Below are 18,460 nucleotides of genomic sequence, written 5' to 3'. Positions count from 1 at the left end.
TATTTACAATATCTGAAAAAGCGGAACCCGTGTTCTCTGGCGGTATCGCTGAGATGGGATTTCCTGGAATTTGGGGAATGTTGGGGACTGGATCACCCGGTCCAGTTAGACTAGCCGCTCAAATCCTTCGGCGCCGGCCCCCATGGTATGAGCGCACACGTTCATCAGCGGTGGCTAAATAAGTGAACGTTGGTGGGCGGTCGCTGTTCACTCTCACGGGAGGAACATGTCGTTTCAGACGCCAAAACCGGTCGAGATTTTTGAGTCGTCAGCACATGTCGGCGACTATTGCGTCCGCTGCATCGCACCACGATGCCACAGGTCTGTTAGTGATGACGAGGACGGTCGCAAGACGTTGGGCGTGAAGCCTTAGGAGACTGTGTGGTTGACCAAAGCTCTCTGATCTTTGACCGCTGATCGTTGGCAGGCTGTGGACGCAGACCGTTGCCCCTGGGAGAGACAATTTTGTCGTTTGTCCAGCACGCGGTCAGCCGCTAGACAGACGCAATTTGCGCCAAGTCGTCTGGCACGAACAGCCGGAGCATCACCCAGTGAAGATGGATAGCCGAATGCCGTCAGGCCGTGCGCAGGATTTGACGCCCAAGCAGTCTCGGCAAGCGCGCGCCCTATTGAAGTGGACGCAGGTGCGGCTAGCCGCCAAGCCAAGTATGAGCGAGGGGACAATCCGCGATTTTGAGAACGGGAAAAGATTGCTGCCGCCTACTAGGATTGAAGCAATCCGACACGCCCTTGAATCGGCCGGCGTGGTGATTGCGCCGGAGAGCGTTTCTCTTCGGTCGCAGGTCGCTATCCAGTAAGTTCGAACTAGCGGATGGCAGAATCCCACGCCCTACGGCGAGGCACCGTTTGAAAGCAGTGGCTTTCAAATTAACTTTCACCATTTCTCCCGGTGCCAGTCGGTCTAGCGGCAACGATGGTCTCAACGAGTTGGGGTGAACTTGAAATCTCGCGAGAGAGACCTGTACATATGTACACATGAAAGGAGGCCACCATGGCAGATAATACCGACAACATGGTGCTCCGAACCATTTATCTCTCGAAGGACCTCGATCAAACGCTCAAGTTGGCGGCGATCCGTGGAGGCTGTAGCAAGGGCGAACTTATTCGCGACCTCATCCTCACTGGCCTGAACGAGAAGCGCAAAGACCCGCAGAGCTATTTCGTCGAATCGAAGGGTGAGAAGAAAAGCGTGCGGCCGATCTCGCCCAAGGCCAAGATCGTAGCGAAAGGGAAATCAAAACCAGCTCGCAAAAAGGCTGCGGTTGCAGCCTAGCCGAGGTGAGCGTGGCAACTGCGCGCTCCATGTCGGATGTTTAAATCGGGTGCAACCTGATGGCGGCAAACTTGGCGGTGGCGTAGCCTCGGCCTTGTCCACGTTATCCTAGGCCGATGCGCACTTTTCAGGCGTGATTCGCCGATGATGGCGGTTTCCTAGAGAGGCGGCTTTGCGCCACCTTGTCGGACGTTAAGATTTTCGTGCGCCTGAAAGCGGACATTTTAGAATAGAAGCCCGCTGGGCCGCATCCAAGCGTGATGCGAAAGGGGTTCGGCGATCAACGAGCTCCCATTTTTGTCCGAGCGTGCTTAGCTGATATCCTCGGCGTTCTCCGGATCGGCCAGGGTCACGAAGATCACCTGTGCCCCTTGCGTCCATGCTTCGAGTGCGACGATCGCGGCCATGCCGTCGAGGGGAGTCTTTGCCCGTGCGAGGATCGCTTCGGCCCTATCGGACCGAAGCAATCGCGGTCCTCGTCGGGGCCTTTCGCGCGCATAGAGCCGCTTGATCTGATCGCCAAGCGTCTCGCTTTGCCCCCCAAGCTGTTCGCGCACCCGCATTGCCACCTGTTGCGGCCGGTACTCTGGAATGGTGCGCGGCTCGGAGCAGACATATCGCCGCGAACGGTCATACGCGATGCGGTGCACACCTGTGGCGGCAGTGGCACCGCCCAATTCATGCAGGATCTCCGAGGGTTTCGTCAAAAGGGATCTCTCCAGCACATCGCCCTTATGGAAGGCGGTGTCATAGTCCTGCCATGTGGCGAACCGCGGCGCGATATAGAACACCTCGGCACCATTATTCTCGAACTCGATAAGGCGCAGGAATTGATGGCCGACAACATCGATTCGGAATTGCCAGAAGGGATGATCGAGGTCCGGCACCGCAGTCTCGTGCGCCGCCAGGCGGAACCGCCTGAGCTCCTGCCCAAGCTTGAACTGGGCAAGTACCACCCTTCCCGGTTTTGCAAAACCGACATCGAAGCCCAGCTCCTCTTCGTGGATCAGGCTTGGCAGGAACGGCGTCGCCTCACAGCCGACCGACCTGAGGAGCAGCTCGATCTCGCGAGTGACACCATACCCATACGAGAACTCGGAGAGGCGTTCAGAAAGATTTATGACCATAAGTATGCGATCTCTGGTGCGTTATTAGGAATCAAAACGAAAATACACTACCGCAACTATCTGCCTACGTAGTTCAAAGAGGGGCCTGATAGGCGCCGAGGGGGGACGTTATGCTCAACCGTGGATCAGAGTGGCATCGCTGGGAGCCACATATCCATGCGCCGGGTACGATCTTCAACGATCAGTTCGGCGCGGATTCGATGGACGCTTATCTGACGGCACTGGAGACGGCGAGCCCGGTCCTGAAGGCCATTGGCATCACCGACTATTATGGCATCGGAACGTATCAAGCCGTCCGTGAAGAAAAGGAGTCGGGTCGGCTTCCGAAATGTGAGCTTCTCTTCCCGAACATCGAGATGCGGCTCGCTATCGGTACTCTGAAGGGCAATTTCGTCAATGTCCATCTGCTCGTGGATCCTTCTGGTCCTGACCATGTCGAGCGCGTGAACACGATACTCGCCAGGCTGACCTTCAGGGTGAATGACCAGGACTATGGATGCACCGCCAGTGAGCTCACCCGCCTCGGCACCGCGCTCGATCCGGCCAAAACGGGTCGAGCGGCGCTTGCTCACGGGTCGCAACAATACAAGGTGTCCCTGGAGGATCTGCGACGTGCGCTAGACAATGCCTGGGCTCACGACAACATCCTCGTTGCGGTCGCTGCCGGCAATGACGGAAGTGGCGGCGTGCGCGAGGGGGCGGACGAAGCCTTACGCCGGGAGATTGAGCGGTTCGCCCAGATCATTTTCTCAGGCTCGCCCCGTGATCGCGATTTCTGGCTCGGTCAGAAAGAAGGCTCGTCGCCGCAATCCATCATCGCGCAGTACGGCTCCCTGAAGCCGACCCTGTGGGGAAGCGACGCCCACGCCATGGTGAACGTGGCGAAGCCTGACCAGAATCGCTTCTGCTGGGTCAAAGGTGCGGCGACATTCGACGCATTACGCCAGGCATGTATCGAGCCGCGCCGCGCATATGTGGGTGAATCCCCTACCGCTGGCGCGACGCCTTCTCAGGTGATCTCTCGCATCGAGATGCTAGGGTGCGACTGGGCCACTACCCCAGACATCGCCCTCAACCCGGGCATGGTCGCGATCATCGGCGCGCGCGGTTCAGGGAAGACCGCACTTGCCGAGATCATTGCCGTGGGTTGCGACGCGTTCCCCGAGGTCGTGAACAGCAAGTCCTTCCTGAATCGGGCCAACGAAGACGGCTATCTGGCTGGCGCCCAGGTGCGTGTGAGCTGGCAGGACGGCATAGATCCTGTCGTTCGCTCGCTCGATAATCCCGTCATCGACGACTGGGACAGGTACCCGCGCGCAAGATACCTGTCACAACAATTCGTTGATGAGCTGTGCTCCTCAGTGGGCATGACCGACGCGCTGTTGGGTGAGATCGAGCGGGTGATCTTCGATGCCCACCCGTTCGCCGAACGTGACGGTGCCGTGAGCTTCAAAGACCTTCTCGATCTGAAGGCGTCACGCTTCCGCGAGGCGCGGGTGCGCGAGGAGGCAGCGCTCGCGTCCGTGTCCGAGCGCATCGGCCAGGAGAGGGACAAGGTCAAGCAGACGCCCGCCCTCCGGCTTCAGATCGACGAAAAACAAAAGCTCATCGATCGTTATACCTCCGATCGGTCCAAGCTGATCCCGAAGACATCGCCGAAGGAGGCGGAGCGCCTCGCCGAACTCGTCCAGGCGGCCGAACAAGCCAGATCGAACGTCCGCTACTTCGCGAACCAGCAGGCGGCGCTTGCATCCATTCGTGACGAGGTCGCCGACCATCGTGAGAACCGTGGGCCGGAGGCACTGCGGACGATCATGGAGCAATATAAGGTCGCCCGGCTCGACGACGACCAATGGAAACAGTTCCTTCTGGATTTCAAGGGCGATGTCGACGCTGTGCTCAAGGACCGCGACGGGGCGGCCCAAAGATCGATCGCGACCTGGAAAGGTCAGGCCCCGGCCGCGCCGGCCTCGGAAGATATCCCGCTGATCCCTCCTGAGGCGGACATCTCAAACCTCCCACTCGCGCTTCTCGAAGCGGAAATCAAACGTCTGGAAAAGATCATCGCAGCCGACCGCGATACGGCGCAGCGGCTTGGAACGTTGACGAAGCGCATCTCCGAGGAAACCTCCGCGCTTCAAGTCCTGAAAGATCGACTTCTGGACTGCGAAGGGGCTAGGGACCGTGCCGAGCAACTGACCAAGGATCGAGAGTCCGGCTACAAAAAGGTGTTCCAGGCCATCCTGAGTGAGGAAAAGATTCTCGCTTCGCTCTATGCCCCTTTGATGACCCGCTTGGCCGCCTCCGGCGGCACTGTCCGGAAGCTGACCTTCTCCGTCGAGCGGACCGCCGATGTCGCGCAATGGGCCAAGCGCGGCGAGGACCTGCTCGACGGCCGGAAGAATCCCCTCAAAGGTCAAGGAAGCCTGCTGGATGCGGCTACCCGCCTACTGCTGTCAGCCTGGGAAAAGGATGATGCAGATGCGGTCTCGGCGGCAATGGCGTCGTTCAGGGCCGAGTATCAGGACGATTTATTGGAAGCGGCAAAGGTGCCGAAGGCCGACCAGTCCTATCGGGCTTGGTCGCGGAATTTCGCGCAGTGGCTGTTCAGCACCGACCATATCGGCCTGCGTTACGGAATCGATTACGATGGGGTGGAGATCACCAAGCTGTCTCCCGGTACACGCGGAATCGTGCTTCTGCTTCTCTATCTTGCATTGGACGATGCTGATGATCGCCCGCTCATCATCGACCAGCCGGAGGAGAATCTTGATCCGAAATCCATTTTCGATGAACTGGTCGGCCTGTTCCAGGCCGCGAAGGCGAAGCGGCAGGTCATCATCGTGACCCACAATGCAAATCTCGTCGTCAACGCCGATGCAGACCAGATCATCGTGGCCGGCGTAGGCCCTCACCCGTCTGGTGCCCTTCCGCCGATCACCTATACATCAGGCGGTCTGCATGAAGCTGGAATCAGGACGCAGGTCTGCGACATCTTGGAAGGGGGCGAGAAGGCGTTCCTGGAGCGTGCCCGACGGTTGCGGGTACCGCTAAAGAGGACGTCTCGTTGACAGCGCGATACGGGATGGGGACCGGCGAATGAAGGAGACGAGAGATAGCAGTCTGGAGCCCAGGGACACCTTCGAAACGCTTGTCGACGATATCGTCGCAGGTCGCGTTTCGATTATGGATGTGATGCGATCGGCGCCCGCTGGCGATTATTTCGCATTCGTGCAGCAGTTGCGGCTCTCGCGAATGCTGATAGCCGATCGCCGGGTGCTGGATCGGCTTACGATCGAGATGCGCGAAAAGATGATCGAAGCGGGGGTCAATCCCGACAATCGCGATATCGGGAAGGAGCTGTCGCGTAAGGACGGCGCGCGGCGCTTCCCGAGACTGCTAGAGGAGCGATCGAACGCGATCAATACGCAGCCTTCGCTGCTCACGGGCACCACCTTTGAAACAAGGCTCGAACAGTACAAGACGCTCATATCGTACGTCGAAAAACTGTGGTCCGACGCGTGTCAATTGTTCCATCGCGGCAATTTCCCGATCGCTGCCTTCTTGTCGATCCTCGTCATCGAGGAGGTCGGCAAACTGACGCGCCTGGCCGAAGAGCTCATCTATCTTGATGAGCCGCTGCCGATCGCCGGCAATCCCTCCGTCGAAAAGAATCATCGCAAGAAGCACTTCATCAGCGTCATGTCCGGCGCACTTATCAATGCCAGGCTGGACCGTATCCTAGGAAAGAATACGGTCCAGCGTGTGCTCCATGAAGCCGAAAGCGATGACCTGGAAAAGACGCGGCAGCAGTGCCTCTATATCGATATCGAGAGCGGCCGCGCCATCACGCCTGCCGCGAGGATCACCGAGCTGCGTGCCCGGGAACTCACCATCCTCGCCGGCGAGCTTATGGCCGAGATACTTGGGCACTTCCCATGGGAATTCCAGCGGATGATCAAGAACGTCGTCAGATTTGAGCGGTCGATCGGCCTGTCCGAAAAAAAGATATCCCGCCGCTAGCTCGGCGCTGGCGAGCGCGCCGTTATCACTCGGCACACAAGATGTTCGTCGCCCCACCGTGTGGTGAAGGTATTCGACCCTCAACACCCAAAAGCGGGCCGCCGTTGTCGGCACAACGACGACATGGCGGCTTCGCGCCTCACCATCGTCGTTCAGCCCCAAGCTATGGTCCCTAGAAGCTGCACATTCAGGTTTCAGCGGGGCTGCGTTCTAATCTTGACGACGATGGTGAGCCATGCTGAGAGCGAAGTTGGGGATGTCTGTGGGGGAATCATGGAAAAGGGTTTCCGGCTGCTGCACGCGCGGCTGGCTGAAGCAGAAAACAGGCCGCGCTGGCGAGTCGAGGACATGCCTACGCAGTCGACAGCTGTCGAAATCTCGTTCCAGTCCGCGACGAGCGAAGCAGCCCGTTCTACCAACGACAGTCACCTATCTGTACTGCTCGGCAGAAACGGTGAAGGCAAGAGTCGGATATTGTCGGGGATTGCCACGACATTCCAGCTGCTTCAAGACTATGGCCGGAGCGGTTCGTCACGCGGCGTTCCTCTGTCGCGCCTAGAATATCTCGCCGAGGGCAGCCACCATTTGGTTACCTGCGAGGGCTCGAAGGTCCTGCTTAGCATCGACGGCGCAGAGGCTCCCCTCTATGAGGCCATCTTGCCGAAGCGTGTGATCGGCCTGTCTATGACACCATTTGATAAGTTCCCAATCGGCGGGGCGCGGCATCGACGCGGCCTGTCCGATCCGGAGTTCCCCGACATCTACTCGTATCTGGGCATGCGGGAGCGGATGGGGCAGGTGTCTACCGCAGCGCTATTGACGCGCGCGCTTGAAGGGATGGTGTCGCGCATAGCGCTCGACGACCGCGGCCGGCTGACTCGAGTCTTTGAAATGCTAGGGTTCCTGCCCGCCCTCGATGTCGTCTACCGCCTTCATGAACGAAGCGTGCTGGACGGCCTCGCGGGGGAGGTCAGCCTCGACGAGGTGCTCGAGGCACGTCGTCGAGATTCCATTTATAGCGCCAGGTTGCGTCATCTGCTTGAGAGGGACGAGGTAGTGCTCGGTGAATCGCGTAAGGCCGCCCGCTACGCACTGGACGAATCGAATAGAGGGTTCGTCCATCTCAGGTTCGATCTTGAGCGTCCCGACCTTTCGGCGCTGCGGTCGTATGAGAGGCTACAGTTGCTGCGCCGGCTCGGGCTCGTCCGGCTGTATGCTGTCGAGGTTGGTCGGAAGGACGGAGGGATGATCGATCTCAAGGAGGCGAGCTCCGGTGAGCTGAGCATCGCGATTACCTTCATGTCCTTGGCCGCTGGGCTCGAGGACAACTCGCTTATCCTAATTGACGAGCCAGAGACCAATCTGCACCCCGAGTGGCAGGCTCGCTACCTCGATCTCCTGCTCAGCACCTTCGGATCCTATCGCAACTGCCACTATGTACTCGCCACCCACTCTCCGCTCATTCTCAGCGACGCGCCTCCCAACGCAACCCTAGCGTCACTGAGTAGTGCTTCTCTGAAGCACGGCAGCGAAGTCTCCGGTCGGCCCATCGACTACCTTCTGGTCGAGGCATTCGACGTCGCGAGCGGCGACAATTATTATGTCCGAGAACAGCTTGTGAAGGCGCTCCGTCTTGCGGCTGACGGGGGGCGAGAGGCGCTGAATATCAGGATACTGTCCGTGCGCTCGTCAGAATTCGACCGATGATTGAAGACAGCCCTGGCGTCGTAGAACTAATCGGCGATCTGGAGGCAATTGCGCGGAAGGCAGTGGTAAGGTGATTGCCAATCCGGTGGTCTATGATGGCGACGAACAGGCTCTCGTCGATGCGATGCTGACCGAGTACGGGTTCGACGGCACTTTCTGGGGCAAGGAAGAACTCGATGAATTGAAGTCGCGAACCAAGCAGCACTACATCCGCGAACAGAATTATCGCTGCTGCTATTGTCAGCAGCCTCTTTATGCCCATCACGGGCGCGTCTGGGACCTCGAGCACGTCATCGCGCGCGCGACGCGTTGCGATTTCATGTTTGTTCCCCGTAATCTAGCCGTCGCCTGTGTTGAATGTAATCAAGCGAAGGGGGTCGTGCCGGTGGCCGATCCCAGCCGGAGGAGCTTTCCTGATCGCGCCGACCTCTACCGAATTGTGCATCCCCATTTCCACACTTGGGAGGACCACATCGAGCTTGAGGGCGAGGGCACCTATCATGCCCTTTCTCCAGAGGGAAAGTTCACGATCTACCACTGTGATTTGTTCCGCTTCCGCGAGCGCGTGTTGGGAACTAGACAGCCTATACGCGACCGCAGGTTCGAGCGCGACATAGGCGAACTTCGATTGGCGAAGTCTCCGGCGGAGGCGCGGCCAATCATTGCCTCAATCATGGCTCGATTGGAGATCGAGGACGAGCGCCGGCAGTCCGCTGATGGGAGCGTCTGACGCAGGCGTCGTCTTACCTCTGCGGGTGCAATGTCCTTCGCCAATCGGCGTGTTACGCGCCATCAGGCTTTGGGCAGCCGCCCACAACCGAGGGGTTAGGATCGCCGGGTGGTTTTGTCGGCTTCCTCCTGTAGTCGAGCGAGTTGCGTTCGGCAGATATCCTCAGTCCGATCGATGAGATCCGAGACTCGTTCTGAGAGCCAGTGGAGTGCTTCTTCCGTGATCTCGAAGTGGCGCGAATAGCGTGCCTTCACATAGGCTTCGTTGATGACGTTGAACCACGAAACGAATCGCTGTTGGTCGCGAGGCCACACTTCGGCAAGTTCCTGGGCCTGGTCCTCGGCCAGACTGCGGAGAAATTTAATGTTGTGCGATGCGGGGCTGTAGTTCGTAAGGACCAGCAACAACGCCGCGTAGGCTTGCTCGATGGATTGATGGAGGAGGAATGCAGCTTCTTTGTAGTCCTTCTCGTGAACAAAGAATATCGCACCCTTCACGAACTTCTTGGCATGGGGTAATCGGTCATGAAAATATTCGGTCGCAAGCCGAACGGCCTCGGTCATGTTTGCAGAGACCGGATTCGCCAACGGCTCCTCATCCAGTTCGTAGAGGACGATGCCGTCGCGCCGAATGTCGACGAAGAAATACTGACCTTCCCTCAGGGCCGTGTTCACCTCCCTGCGTGAGTGGACGATGAAACTGACGGGAGTGTTGACTTCGCGCATCAGCCGGTCTGCCGCGGTCTGCCAGTAGCTGGCGAAATCGGTGAGCTTGCGGTTGTTCACCACCACGAGGAGGTCGAAATCCGACCGGTATCCCTTCCTCGTATGTGGCTCGTCGACCCAGCCGCCGCGTGCATAGGATCCGAACAGGATGACCTTGAGTATCCGACCGCGCTTCTTGAAATCCGACGTTCCTCCCTTGACCGCGTCGTCGAATTCCTCGAGCAGTAGGTCGACTGCTTTTCTCAGCTCGCGCTGCTTTGGAGGCGGGAGATGATCGATGCTGGATTTCATAAACAAGGGTCGTTCGTCCATTGCACATGCATAGCCGGGTGAAGGCCGCGAATCTACAGCCTGACGGCTCCGGTAGGTTTGGGCAACAAGAGAGTTAAAAAATATCATTGAAAAGTGTATTGCAGTAATATGAAGAATAAACGAATGCTGCTTGCTGTTACGCGAAGTCGTAACCGGATGCCAAGGAGGGACAGGGCGTAATTTCTTTGAGGTCATCTACGCACGATTCGTGCTGGTGCCACCTCAAGCACCCGCTGAGCGGTCCTTATGAGGACCATGCGCAGCTGGAGCGCAGCAGGGCGGAAGTCGTCAACGCCGTCGCCGAGCGCATCGGAGCCCTGATGCGAGAGATCAACCGGAGCGATTTCGAGCGCGTGTTCACAACCGCCCACGTGCGTGTTAGGCCCCTAGGATGCGTAATCCGACTATTCTTCTTCTAACCGATCGACCGGACGCAGTTCTCGAGACACTGGGTGAGTTGCATCCGGACCTGCGGCCGCATGTCTGTGACACCTACGCCGGGTTGTCAGAGAAGCTGGCTGATACGAAAGCCGAGGTGGTCTACTCTATTTTACTCAGTGGCCAAGCGAAGTTCCCCAAAGATGTTCTGATGCAGGCGCAAAGCGTCCAATGGATCTCGGTAGGTGGTTCCGGCATTGACCATCTCGGGTATTGGGACCCGGGGAAGATTATGGTCACCAATTCCCGCGGCTTGGCTGCTGGCATGATGGCGGAATACGCATTAGGGACGATACTCTCATTTTCGCTGCGGCTGCGTCATCTTGGCCGGCTACAAATAGCACGCCAATGGTCGGTCGGACGAGTCGAGCCAATTGAAGGCAAGACTATACTGATTGTGGGCGTTGGAGGAGCAGGCAGGGCGGTCGCCGCTCGCGCCAAGGCGTTGGGGATGCACACCCTTGGCATTCGCGCGCGACCGATCCCGATAGCGGATGTGGATGAAGTTCACGCCCCAGCCTCTATATGCGATGTGGTTGGCCGTGCGGACTACATCGTTTGCTGCGTCCCCCTGCTTCCCGCCACACGCGGCCTTATCGGCTCTGATGCCTTTTCGGCCATGAAACCTTCAGCGTTTCTGGTGAATATGTCACGCGGAGGTGTCGTTGACGAGAAGGCCCTCGTGGATGCTCTCGACCGCGGGTTAATAGGGGGCGCGGCACTCGATGTATTTGACGTGGAGCCCCTGCCACCTGATCATGTATTGTGGGGATATGAAAACGTCGTGATCACCCCACATTGTGCCTCAGCCTATCCCGACTGGGAACGCGATTCGGCACGCATGTTTTGCGACAATTTAACAAGATGGCGTAACGGTGAGGCGCTGGTAAACGTCGTTTACCCGGACCGCGGATACTAGCCTTAAAAGGCGGCGGATTCTGGGGGCGTTCTCAATCAACGGAGGTTAGACGCTCCAGCTTGCCGCCGGATAACCAGAGACGTCGGAAACGTGCGACGAACCGGTCGATCGCCACCATAGCATTGGTTAAGCAAAGAGGCGCATGCGCTTTCTACGATGTCGGCGATAGGCACAGTGACGGTGGAGACCTTAGTGGCTATGTAGCTTAGTAGGTCCCAGCCGCCATGCCCGAAGATTTCCGGGGGATGATCGGTGCTGGAGAGGATGGCTTCGGCGGCGATAGCCTGTTCATCGTTTCCGCAGCATACCGCGCTAAATGGGCGACCGATGGCAAGCAGTCTTTCAGCGGCGACTTTTCCACCGCAAAAATCGAGACTGCCCTCTATAATCAGGTCCGGGTCGACAGGAAAACCAGCCGCTGCAATCGTATCCACGAAACCTTTGTGCCGAAGGCTTGCGTCCTGATAATGCTCGTCGGGGCCTTTGACGGCTGCAAACTGCCTATGTCCTTGCCGCAATAGGTGCTCAGCTATCGAATGGCCGACGGCATAATGATCAACAGAAAACGACGCATTCGGCTGAAACGTTAGCTGCCGGTTCACAAAGACTATCGGCCTCGTTCTCCCAGCCAGCACCTGTGTGAGTTCGCGTTCAGACCAGGTGCATCCAAGCACCAGAATGCCGTCGCAATCGCGACTATCGAGAAAAGAGAGCGGTTCTCCGTTACACCAGTCAGAATCTGCCTGGCTGGGAGAGGAGGCGATAACGGCATGCTTGCCGGCGAGCCGGATCTCGCGCTCCGCAACATCAACCGCCCTGGCGAAAAAGGGCGAGCGAAAGCCTTGGGTTAGCACGCCGATCATATCTGACTGGCGCTTTGATAAGGCCCGCGCAATGGACGATGGCCTGTAGTTTAGCTGGCGTGCGGCCTCACGGACGGCCGTTTGCTTTGCTTGCGACACTCCAGGCTTGCCGGCCATCACATTTGAAGCGGTTCCAGACGCCACCCCGGCCAGCTTTGCGACATCGTGGATCGTGGTCATGGAAAGGGACGATGTTGTTTGTTTGGGCATATCCATACCCGCGCCGAAGGCTGGGTTTCTCCAGGAACCCGCGGGGCGTGCTTCAAATTATGTGCCGTTAAATAACAATGTAATCGTTGACATTCGATCACAAAGACGTGTTGTATACGTTAACATGTCCCCAGCGCGCCGGCAGTGGCGCTTTTCGTATGCACCGAACGTCCTCCACCCGGTGGACCATCCGGATTTTAACAGTGGGTGCCGCCGGACGCCCATAAGGGAGAGAGAAAATGAAGCAATTGATTATTGGGGCCGTCGCAATGGCCCTTGGAGCGGCGCCCGCCTTGGCTGGTGATATCGGCGTGGCCATATCCCACACCGACTCTTTTCTCGCCGTCATGGTCGAAGGAATGAAAAGTGAAGCTGCCAAAACCAACCAGCCGCTTCAGATCGAATTCGCGGAAGCTGACGTCAATAAGCAGCTGTCCCAGATCCAGAATTTCATCGCCGCCAAGGTAGACGCGATTATTGTGAACGTGGTCGAAAGCTCTGTTTCGCCGACGATCACCAAGATGGCGGCCGACGCGGGCATTCCGTTGGTTTATGTAAACAACACGCCTGACGATCTTAACACCCTGGGACCCAAGGCAGCCTTTATCGGATCCGCCGAGCTCGAGGCAGGGACGATCGAGACCAAAGAGATTTGCCGCATCCTGAAGGATGAAGGAAAGACAAAAGATGCCGGTATCCTGATTATTCAAGGAATTTTGGCGCAGCACAGCGCTGTGATGCGCACCAAGGCCATCCACGATGTCATTGGCACGCCCGACTGCAGTTTCATGAAGGTCATCGATGAGCAGACCGCGAACTGGGATCCGGTCAAGGCGCAGGATCTGATGAGCAACTGGATCACGGCCGGGTACAAGCCTGCTGCGGTGATCGCCAACAATGACGAAATGGCTCTGGGCGCGATCAACTCAATGAAGGCTGCCGGATGGGATATGAAGGACGTGGTTGTGGGCGGCATCGACGCCACACAAGAAGCCATGCACTACATGCAAAATGGCGATCTTGACGTGAGCGTCTTCCAGGATGCCATCGGCCAGGGAGCCGGCTCGGTGGATGCGGCCATCAAGCTTGCCAAGGGCGAAAAGGTTGCTTCTCCGGTATGGATTCCGTTCGAACTGGTGAACCCTGCCAACGTCGATAAGTATCTGAGCAAGAATTAGTTCTTCGACGGCGAGTAGTGGTCGGTGGCAGCTTAAAAACTGCCACCGACCCCGCCCTTGAACCAGCCGGCAGGTGTCGTGTGCGTTCTCGATTGAAGCCGCACGCGACACAAGTTGGCTATCTCGGGCTGGCGCCGTGATCTTAGAGCCCTTTTGGCCCGCCCATTTGGTCACGATCAAACGGGGTCGACGCTCCGATTGGCTTTGGCATATCGGCCAACGTGCACGACGGTTCCTTAAGGTGCCATGGCCAATGCTAAGAGCCACATGGTGCGAGGTGGCCCCGCGGATGCTAAGCTGACTTTCGCAGCTTCAGTTTGAATGGCAAGATCAAGCTCTCTTCCCTGCCTTCCAGCGAAGGTGAGCCAATCAGATTGGCGATCGCCGGTCCAAAATCGTCAGCCGATACCTGCACGGTTGACAGCCAGGGGGCCAACCAATCGTTCATCCTGTTATCGTCAAATCCAAAGATAACCAGATCCTCGGGCACGCCGAGACCGCGTTCGACGGCCGCCCGATGTAACCCATAGGCAATCATATCGTTACCGCAAAAGACGGCGTAGCGTCGACGGCGGCGGGCGAGTAGCTTTTGGCCGCACTTGTAGCCGCCTTCCATTGTGAAGGGGCTCTCGAACTGGAGGACCGGCTTCTTCTTCCCGAGGCCGGCAAGAAACCCTTCGAGGCGTTCGCTACTGCCGGAATAGTGATGGGGTCCCGAGATCGCGACGCAGTTTTCATAGCCTTGCTCAACGAAGTATCGACCGACCGCCAGGCCAGCTGCGTGGTTATCAATGCCCACATAAGGAGCAACGATCCCAGGCGCTGGGCGGCGATTGACGAATATGATGTTATCCTGGCGCTCGGTCATCTGACGAAGCTGCGGTGTGTCTATGGCGCCCTGCAGAATGATTGCCCTTGCCCGGAGCCCGTGCGCGTCCGTCAAAAGTCGGTCCTGCTGATCAGGATCCTCGGCCGAATTGGCAAGCACCATGGACAGTTCGTATTGTTTCAGTGCCTGCTCAACTGACGCGGCAACGTCCGTCGTAAACGTGTTGGTGGCGTCCGGGACCATCATGACAACAACACGGCTGCGTGCCAGCCTGAGGGAGCGGCCGATTTCTGATGGTGTATAGCCGAGCGTCTCTGCGGCTTTACGGACGTTTTCGAGTGTTTCGGGCGCCAGAGCGCTGGCCTTGCCTCCAAAGTAACGAGAGACCGTTGCGGTGGAAACACCCGAGAGTCGCGCGACGTCGTGAACTGTAGGTGGTTTCGACATGAGGACTTTCTAGCGCGCCGGCCTATCTTAGACTTCTCAATTACCGGCTGCAAACTAGGGACATCGAACAGCCGAGAGGAGGTCGACGCCCAAATCGAGTTGGACGTGAGCGGGAATCGCCTCCCTGGGCCATATTTGAATGCCAGCGCAACATCGTCAACGACCACGCGCAAGCTTGGCGCGTATAGGCTTTGAAAACGTTGACATACTTATAGTAAACGTTTACATCGCGCTGCTGATGGCTGCTGGCACGTGGGAGAGTGTGGGCCTGCAATGCACCATCGGTAAAGATCTGTAGTTTTCCTGCTCCGCGGATCCTTGGGCGCGGGGGCCGCCGCTCGATATTTGGCTGGTTCTTGGGAGGCATTTGCTCGATGGTTCGATTTGGAATTCTGGGCTGTGGCAGAATTGGGCAGGTGCATGCCGGCTCCCTTCAACGCATCGCTAACGCCAAGCTCGTCGCGGTTGCCGACGCTTCACCGGAAGCGGCGCGGGCATGTGGGGAGCGTTTCGGGGCAGAAGTGCGCGAGGCGTCTTCCATCGTTTCCGCCGCCGATATCGACGCCGTTATAATAGCGACGTCGACTGATACGCATTACGATATGATCCATCTGGTGGCGCGCGGGCGAAAGGCAATCTTTTGCGAGAAGCCGATCGACCTTTCCTCGGAAAGGGTGCGCATTTGTATCAAGACGGTTGAAGACGCAGGCGTTCCCTTCATGACCGCGTTCAATCAACGTTTTGATCCCCACTTTGGTGCGCTGCAACGTCGCGTTGCCGAGGGCGAAATCGGCGATGTCGAGACAGTCTCGATCGTTTCGCGCGACCCTGCTCCTCCTCCTGTCTCCTATCTGAAAAGTTCCGGGGGCCTGTTCCGCGATATGATGATCCATGACCTCGACATGGCGCGTTTCGTTCTGGGAGAGGAGCCGACCAGGGTGTTCGCCATTGGATCAACCCTGGTCGATCCGGCGATTGAGCAGGTCGGGGATGTCGACACTGCCGCGGTCATTCTCACAACCGGATCCGGCAAGATCTGCCAAATCACCAACTCCCGCAGGGCGACGTATGGGTACGACAAGCGGCTTGAGGTGCATGGCTCCAAGGGTATGCTGCGTGCTGCCAACGTTCTGGAAAATTCAGTCGAGAGCGCTACAAGCAAAGGCTTCACCCTCGCCAAGGCAGAAGCTTTTTTCCTTGAGCGATTTGGCGCGGCGTATCTTGCCGAGTTGCAGTCTTTTGTCGATGCAATCCTCAACGGCCGCAAACCGCGGCCTGACGCCCAGGATGGTTTGAGAGCCCAACTGATCGCCGACGCGGCAACGCAGTCTCGGATGGAAGGGCGGCCAATCGAAATTCCGGCTTAGGTCTGCCGGCAGCTTAGCCGCGGGCACATTTGTTCAAACCAAGGGACTGCCAGATGAAGATGGGTATCATAGGGCTCGGACACGTCGCCGAGCTTCATGTTCAGGCTTTGAAACAGATTGGTCCAGATATATTCGCGGGCGGGTGGAATCGCTCATCTTTCCGTGCTGAAGAGTTTTGCGCTCGCTTTGGCGGCATAGCCTACGCCAACATTGGTGATCTCCTAGCAGACAAGGAAGTCGCTGCGGTGCTGGTTGCCACAAGTACTGCCTCGCACTTTGAGTTCGCGAAAAAGGCACTGGAGGCAGGAAAGCATGTCCTGTTGGAAAAGCCGCTTTGCGAACGGCCCGCACAAATTCGCGAGCTTGCCAGGATTGCTGACGCCAAGTCGCTCGTGTGCATGCCGTCGCACAACTACATCTATGCTGAGACCATGCGGCGTCTGCACGCCCATATCGAGGGCGGTCGCCTCGGTAAGGTCGTGAATTTCTGGGCGATCTATAATAAGCGACATGATGCTTCGATCGGCGCGCCGGATCTCACCATGCGCGAACTCATGATCCATCATGTCTATTGCATGCTGTTTTTCCTTGGCCGTCCGGCTCAAGTCTATGCGACCGGGACGAGCGTTCATTTCGAAGACGCGTCCGCACACGACCAGCTCATGATCACGGCCGAATATGCTGACGGCAAGATTGCGAACCTATGGGGTAGCTTTTCTGCGGATGACCGAAGCCGCGAGCCGTGGTCCTGTTATTTCAAGATTATCGGCATGGAGGGGACTGGCGTCATTCCCTGGGACGTCACTAAATTCGGTGAGCCTGAGTTGCCGTTTTGGGATGACGCGACTTATTGGGATAGTTTCCTGCAGGTGCAGACCTATTTCTTGAACGAGTGTCTGGGAAAGGGACAACAACCTTTGTCGAACCTCGACGACGCGTACGACGCCGCAGTGATTTTGGACGCAGCGCGCCAATCGCTTGTAGACAAGCGGCGGATCGGAATTGACTTTAATTGACGCCGATTAGCGTGGTGCGTCGGGTGGACGCCGGAAGCCTGCCGGATGGTCAGCTCCAGGCAACACCGTTCAACATCAGTGCCCTGATCAACGGTACCGACCTGCCTGCCGGTGCGCCTCGTCCTGTCTGCGGTTGCGCCAGAATGTCTTCCTTCCCAGACGTCCTCCGCACCGCCTCACGGATGGTCTGCAGGAGGACCGTTAGGGCAGCTTGGAGCCAGGAATGGGCATCGGCTGATACCCTGACGTGAACGTCGCCTGAGCTTTCAGGGCGGGCCTAGGCAGTTGCAGGCGCGACGGCTTCGTCGACGACATCGCACAGCCGCTTCAGGCGATCGCGGGAATCGGTTTGAAGTGCGGTCAGCGGATCAGCGGCTGCAATTGCATTCTTCCAGATCGCCCGACCTGCCAGGAAGCCTCGGGCGCCTTCCTGACAGGCCCATCGAACAGCCATCGGAAAGCGATCAGGCAATACGCCTGACGACAAAACGACCCACGGCGATCGGATCAACTGGGTGAGCTCCGCGCATTGACGGCGGATATCATTCTCCTCGCCCTGCGCATGAAGCGGAACCTCTGACTTGTATAGGTCCTGTCCTCTGTTGCCTAGTTCGCGTGCCGCTGCAAGGATGCCTTTTTGGGTATCGGTGGCGCGGCCATCGCGCGCTTGACGGGATACGGGCTCGATAATGCTTATCAGGCCTGCCTGCCGGCAACGGCTGACGAACTGGTCCACCATCGCCACGCGTGCTTCGGGGCTTTCATCAGGGCGCCATATTACCAGAAGCTTGAGAGCCTTGGCGCCCTGTTCACGCAATTCAGCGGGCGCAATCCGGTCGTCGATCTCCGCGCGAGCCACGATTTCATCGCCGCTGGAGTAGAACCGGTCGGCGGCAGCTATCAGGCTGCAATTTGGCGCGGTCACACCCTCTTGGACCGCGCGGTTCCAGGCGAAATCCCTATCAATGAGAACGGCAGACGCCAGTGGAGAAAGCGTCCTGAGCGCCGACAGCTTGAACTCGACAATCTGCTCATCGCTGACGGGTGCCTGCTGCCGTTCCGCAAACATTGCTCGCATCGTCTCGCGCTGATCAAGCGCAAGCATCGCGAAAGCTCCCGATGGCCGCGTCAGCGCCGATAAGTCGAAACTTTGGTTGTTCGTCATTCCTGTGATCTTTCTCGTCCGGTTGGCCTTGCCCCTTCACGGCGTGGCCGAACTTGCCCCATCGGTTTCAGCCCGAGAGCCAAAACCCGTCTTCAGACGTATCGAATTTT

The 18,460-nt window shown here is 58.0% G+C and carries 15 protein-coding genes; 10 read left to right on the top strand and 5 right to left on the bottom strand.

Annotated features, from left to right (window positions below; genetic code table 11):
• Window positions 1–557 precede the first annotated feature (557 nt).
• Both EJ074_RS30520 and EJ074_RS01525 read left to right on the top strand, forming a co-directional pair.
• Window positions 558–818, top strand: a complete 261-nt coding sequence (locus EJ074_RS30520) for a helix-turn-helix transcriptional regulator (RefSeq protein ID WP_348627017.1) — start codon at window positions 558–560, stop codon at window positions 816–818.
• 194 nt (window positions 819–1,012) lie between these two features.
• Window positions 1,013–1,294 carry a CopG family transcriptional regulator gene (locus EJ074_RS01525; protein WP_129552696.1) on the top strand — a complete coding sequence of 94 codons (282 nt, stop codon included), beginning with the start codon at window positions 1,013–1,015 and terminating at the stop codon, window positions 1,292–1,294.
• 311 nt (window positions 1,295–1,605) lie between these two features.
• Here the strand turns inward: EJ074_RS01525 and EJ074_RS01520 are convergent, their stop codons facing one another.
• Window positions 1,606–2,421 carry a hypothetical protein gene (locus tag EJ074_RS01520; protein WP_129552695.1) on the bottom strand — a complete coding sequence of 272 codons (816 nt, stop codon included), beginning with the start codon at window positions 2,419–2,421 and terminating at the stop codon, window positions 1,606–1,608.
• Between the two features lie 110 nt (window positions 2,422–2,531).
• On the opposite strand from EJ074_RS01520, the gene EJ074_RS01515 reads away from it, so the two are divergent.
• The 4 genes from EJ074_RS01515 (at window position 2,532) to EJ074_RS01500 (ending at window position 8,881) form a co-directional block, all read left to right on the top strand.
• Window positions 2,532–5,492 carry a TrlF family AAA-like ATPase gene (locus EJ074_RS01515; RefSeq protein WP_129552694.1) on the top strand — a complete coding sequence of 987 codons (2,961 nt, stop codon included), beginning with the start codon at window positions 2,532–2,534 and terminating at the stop codon, window positions 5,490–5,492.
• Between the two features lie 28 nt (window positions 5,493–5,520).
• Complete coding sequence (locus tag EJ074_RS01510) at window positions 5,521–6,444, top strand: AbiV family abortive infection protein (RefSeq protein ID WP_129552693.1); 924 nt, start codon at window positions 5,521–5,523, stop codon at window positions 6,442–6,444.
• A gap of 273 nt (window positions 6,445–6,717) precedes the next feature.
• Complete coding sequence (locus EJ074_RS01505) at window positions 6,718–8,151, top strand: AAA family ATPase (protein WP_165349816.1); 1,434 nt, start codon at window positions 6,718–6,720, stop codon at window positions 8,149–8,151.
• 70 nt (window positions 8,152–8,221) lie between these two features.
• Window positions 8,222–8,881: an HNH endonuclease gene (locus EJ074_RS01500; RefSeq protein WP_129552691.1), complete on the top strand. Its 660-nt coding sequence runs from the start codon at window positions 8,222–8,224 to the stop codon at window positions 8,879–8,881.
• A gap of 95 nt (window positions 8,882–8,976) precedes the next feature.
• Here EJ074_RS01500 and EJ074_RS01495 read toward each other — a convergent pair whose 3' ends face one another.
• Window positions 8,977–9,897, bottom strand: coding sequence for a nucleotidyltransferase and HEPN domain-containing protein (locus tag EJ074_RS01495; RefSeq protein WP_129552690.1), 921 nt, complete (start codon window positions 9,895–9,897; stop codon window positions 8,977–8,979).
• A gap of 412 nt (window positions 9,898–10,309) precedes the next feature.
• Between EJ074_RS01495 and EJ074_RS01490 the strand changes: the two genes are divergently transcribed.
• Window positions 10,310–11,275, top strand: a complete 966-nt coding sequence (locus EJ074_RS01490; protein WP_129552689.1) for a D-2-hydroxyacid dehydrogenase — start codon at window positions 10,310–10,312, stop codon at window positions 11,273–11,275.
• A gap of 35 nt (window positions 11,276–11,310) precedes the next feature.
• Here the strand turns inward: EJ074_RS01490 and EJ074_RS01485 are convergent, their stop codons facing one another.
• Window positions 11,311–12,354, bottom strand: coding sequence for a LacI family DNA-binding transcriptional regulator (locus EJ074_RS01485; protein ID WP_129552688.1), 1,044 nt, complete (start codon window positions 12,352–12,354; stop codon window positions 11,311–11,313).
• Between the two features lie 233 nt (window positions 12,355–12,587).
• Between EJ074_RS01485 and EJ074_RS01480 the strand changes: the two genes are divergently transcribed.
• Window positions 12,588–13,526, top strand: coding sequence for a substrate-binding domain-containing protein (locus EJ074_RS01480; protein ID WP_129552687.1), 939 nt, complete (start codon window positions 12,588–12,590; stop codon window positions 13,524–13,526).
• A gap of 292 nt (window positions 13,527–13,818) precedes the next feature.
• Here the strand turns inward: EJ074_RS01480 and EJ074_RS01475 are convergent, their stop codons facing one another.
• Window positions 13,819–14,802 (bottom strand): LacI family DNA-binding transcriptional regulator, encoded by a 984-nt coding sequence (locus tag EJ074_RS01475; RefSeq protein ID WP_129552686.1) that lies wholly within the window; start codon window positions 14,800–14,802, stop codon window positions 13,819–13,821.
• Between the two features lie 374 nt (window positions 14,803–15,176).
• Between EJ074_RS01475 and iolG the strand changes: the two genes are divergently transcribed.
• Together iolG and EJ074_RS01465 are read left to right on the top strand one after the other, a co-directional pair.
• Window positions 15,177–16,169: an inositol 2-dehydrogenase gene (gene iolG, locus EJ074_RS01470; RefSeq protein ID WP_129552685.1), complete on the top strand. Its 993-nt coding sequence runs from the start codon at window positions 15,177–15,179 to the stop codon at window positions 16,167–16,169.
• Between the two features lie 53 nt (window positions 16,170–16,222).
• On the top strand, window positions 16,223–17,185 hold the full coding sequence (locus EJ074_RS01465) for a Gfo/Idh/MocA family oxidoreductase (RefSeq protein ID WP_129552684.1): 963 nt from the start codon (window positions 16,223–16,225) through the stop codon (window positions 17,183–17,185).
• 277 nt (window positions 17,186–17,462) lie between these two features.
• Here EJ074_RS01465 and EJ074_RS01460 read toward each other — a convergent pair whose 3' ends face one another.
• Window positions 17,463–18,350 carry an aldolase gene (locus EJ074_RS01460; RefSeq protein ID WP_129552683.1) on the bottom strand — a complete coding sequence of 296 codons (888 nt, stop codon included), beginning with the start codon at window positions 18,348–18,350 and terminating at the stop codon, window positions 17,463–17,465.
• Window positions 18,351–18,460 lie beyond the last annotated feature (110 nt).

Origin of the sequence: Mesorhizobium sp. M3A.F.Ca.ET.080.04.2.1, assembly GCF_003952525.1 — a bacterium.
GTDB lineage: Bacteria > Pseudomonadota > Alphaproteobacteria > Rhizobiales > Rhizobiaceae > Mesorhizobium.
This window is presented reverse-complemented; position numbering and strand designations above follow the sequence as displayed.

Bases quoted from the DNA above. Each gene is read 5' to 3' on its own strand.
- iolG (WP_129552685.1), top strand. From the start codon at position 15,177: ATGGTTCGATTTGGAATTCTGGGCTGTGGCAGAATTGGGCAGGTGCAT.
- EJ074_RS01490 (WP_129552689.1), top strand. From the start codon at position 10,310: ATGCGTAATCCGACTATTCTTCTTCTAACCGATCGACCGGACGCAGTT.
- EJ074_RS01520 (WP_129552695.1), bottom strand. From the start codon at position 2,421: ATGGTCATAAATCTTTCTGAACGCCTCTCCGAGTTCTCGTATGGGTAT.
- EJ074_RS01460 (WP_129552683.1), bottom strand. From the start codon at position 18,350: ATGACGAACAACCAAAGTTTCGACTTATCGGCGCTGACGCGGCCATCG.
- EJ074_RS01505 (WP_165349816.1), top strand. From the start codon at position 6,718: ATGGAAAAGGGTTTCCGGCTGCTGCACGCGCGGCTGGCTGAAGCAGAA.
- EJ074_RS01495 (WP_129552690.1), bottom strand. From the start codon at position 9,897: ATGAAATCCAGCATCGATCATCTCCCGCCTCCAAAGCAGCGCGAGCTG.
- EJ074_RS01510 (WP_129552693.1), top strand. From the start codon at position 5,521: ATGAAGGAGACGAGAGATAGCAGTCTGGAGCCCAGGGACACCTTCGAA.
- EJ074_RS01485 (WP_129552688.1), bottom strand. From the start codon at position 12,354: ATGGATATGCCCAAACAAACAACATCGTCCCTTTCCATGACCACGATC.
- EJ074_RS01525 (WP_129552696.1), top strand. From the start codon at position 1,013: ATGGCAGATAATACCGACAACATGGTGCTCCGAACCATTTATCTCTCG.
- EJ074_RS01465 (WP_129552684.1), top strand. From the start codon at position 16,223: ATGAAGATGGGTATCATAGGGCTCGGACACGTCGCCGAGCTTCATGTT.
- EJ074_RS30520 (WP_348627017.1), top strand. From the start codon at position 558: ATGGATAGCCGAATGCCGTCAGGCCGTGCGCAGGATTTGACGCCCAAG.
- EJ074_RS01475 (WP_129552686.1), bottom strand. From the start codon at position 14,802: ATGTCGAAACCACCTACAGTTCACGACGTCGCGCGACTCTCGGGTGTT.
- EJ074_RS01480 (WP_129552687.1), top strand. From the start codon at position 12,588: ATGAAGCAATTGATTATTGGGGCCGTCGCAATGGCCCTTGGAGCGGCG.
- EJ074_RS01515 (WP_129552694.1), top strand. From the start codon at position 2,532: ATGCTCAACCGTGGATCAGAGTGGCATCGCTGGGAGCCACATATCCAT.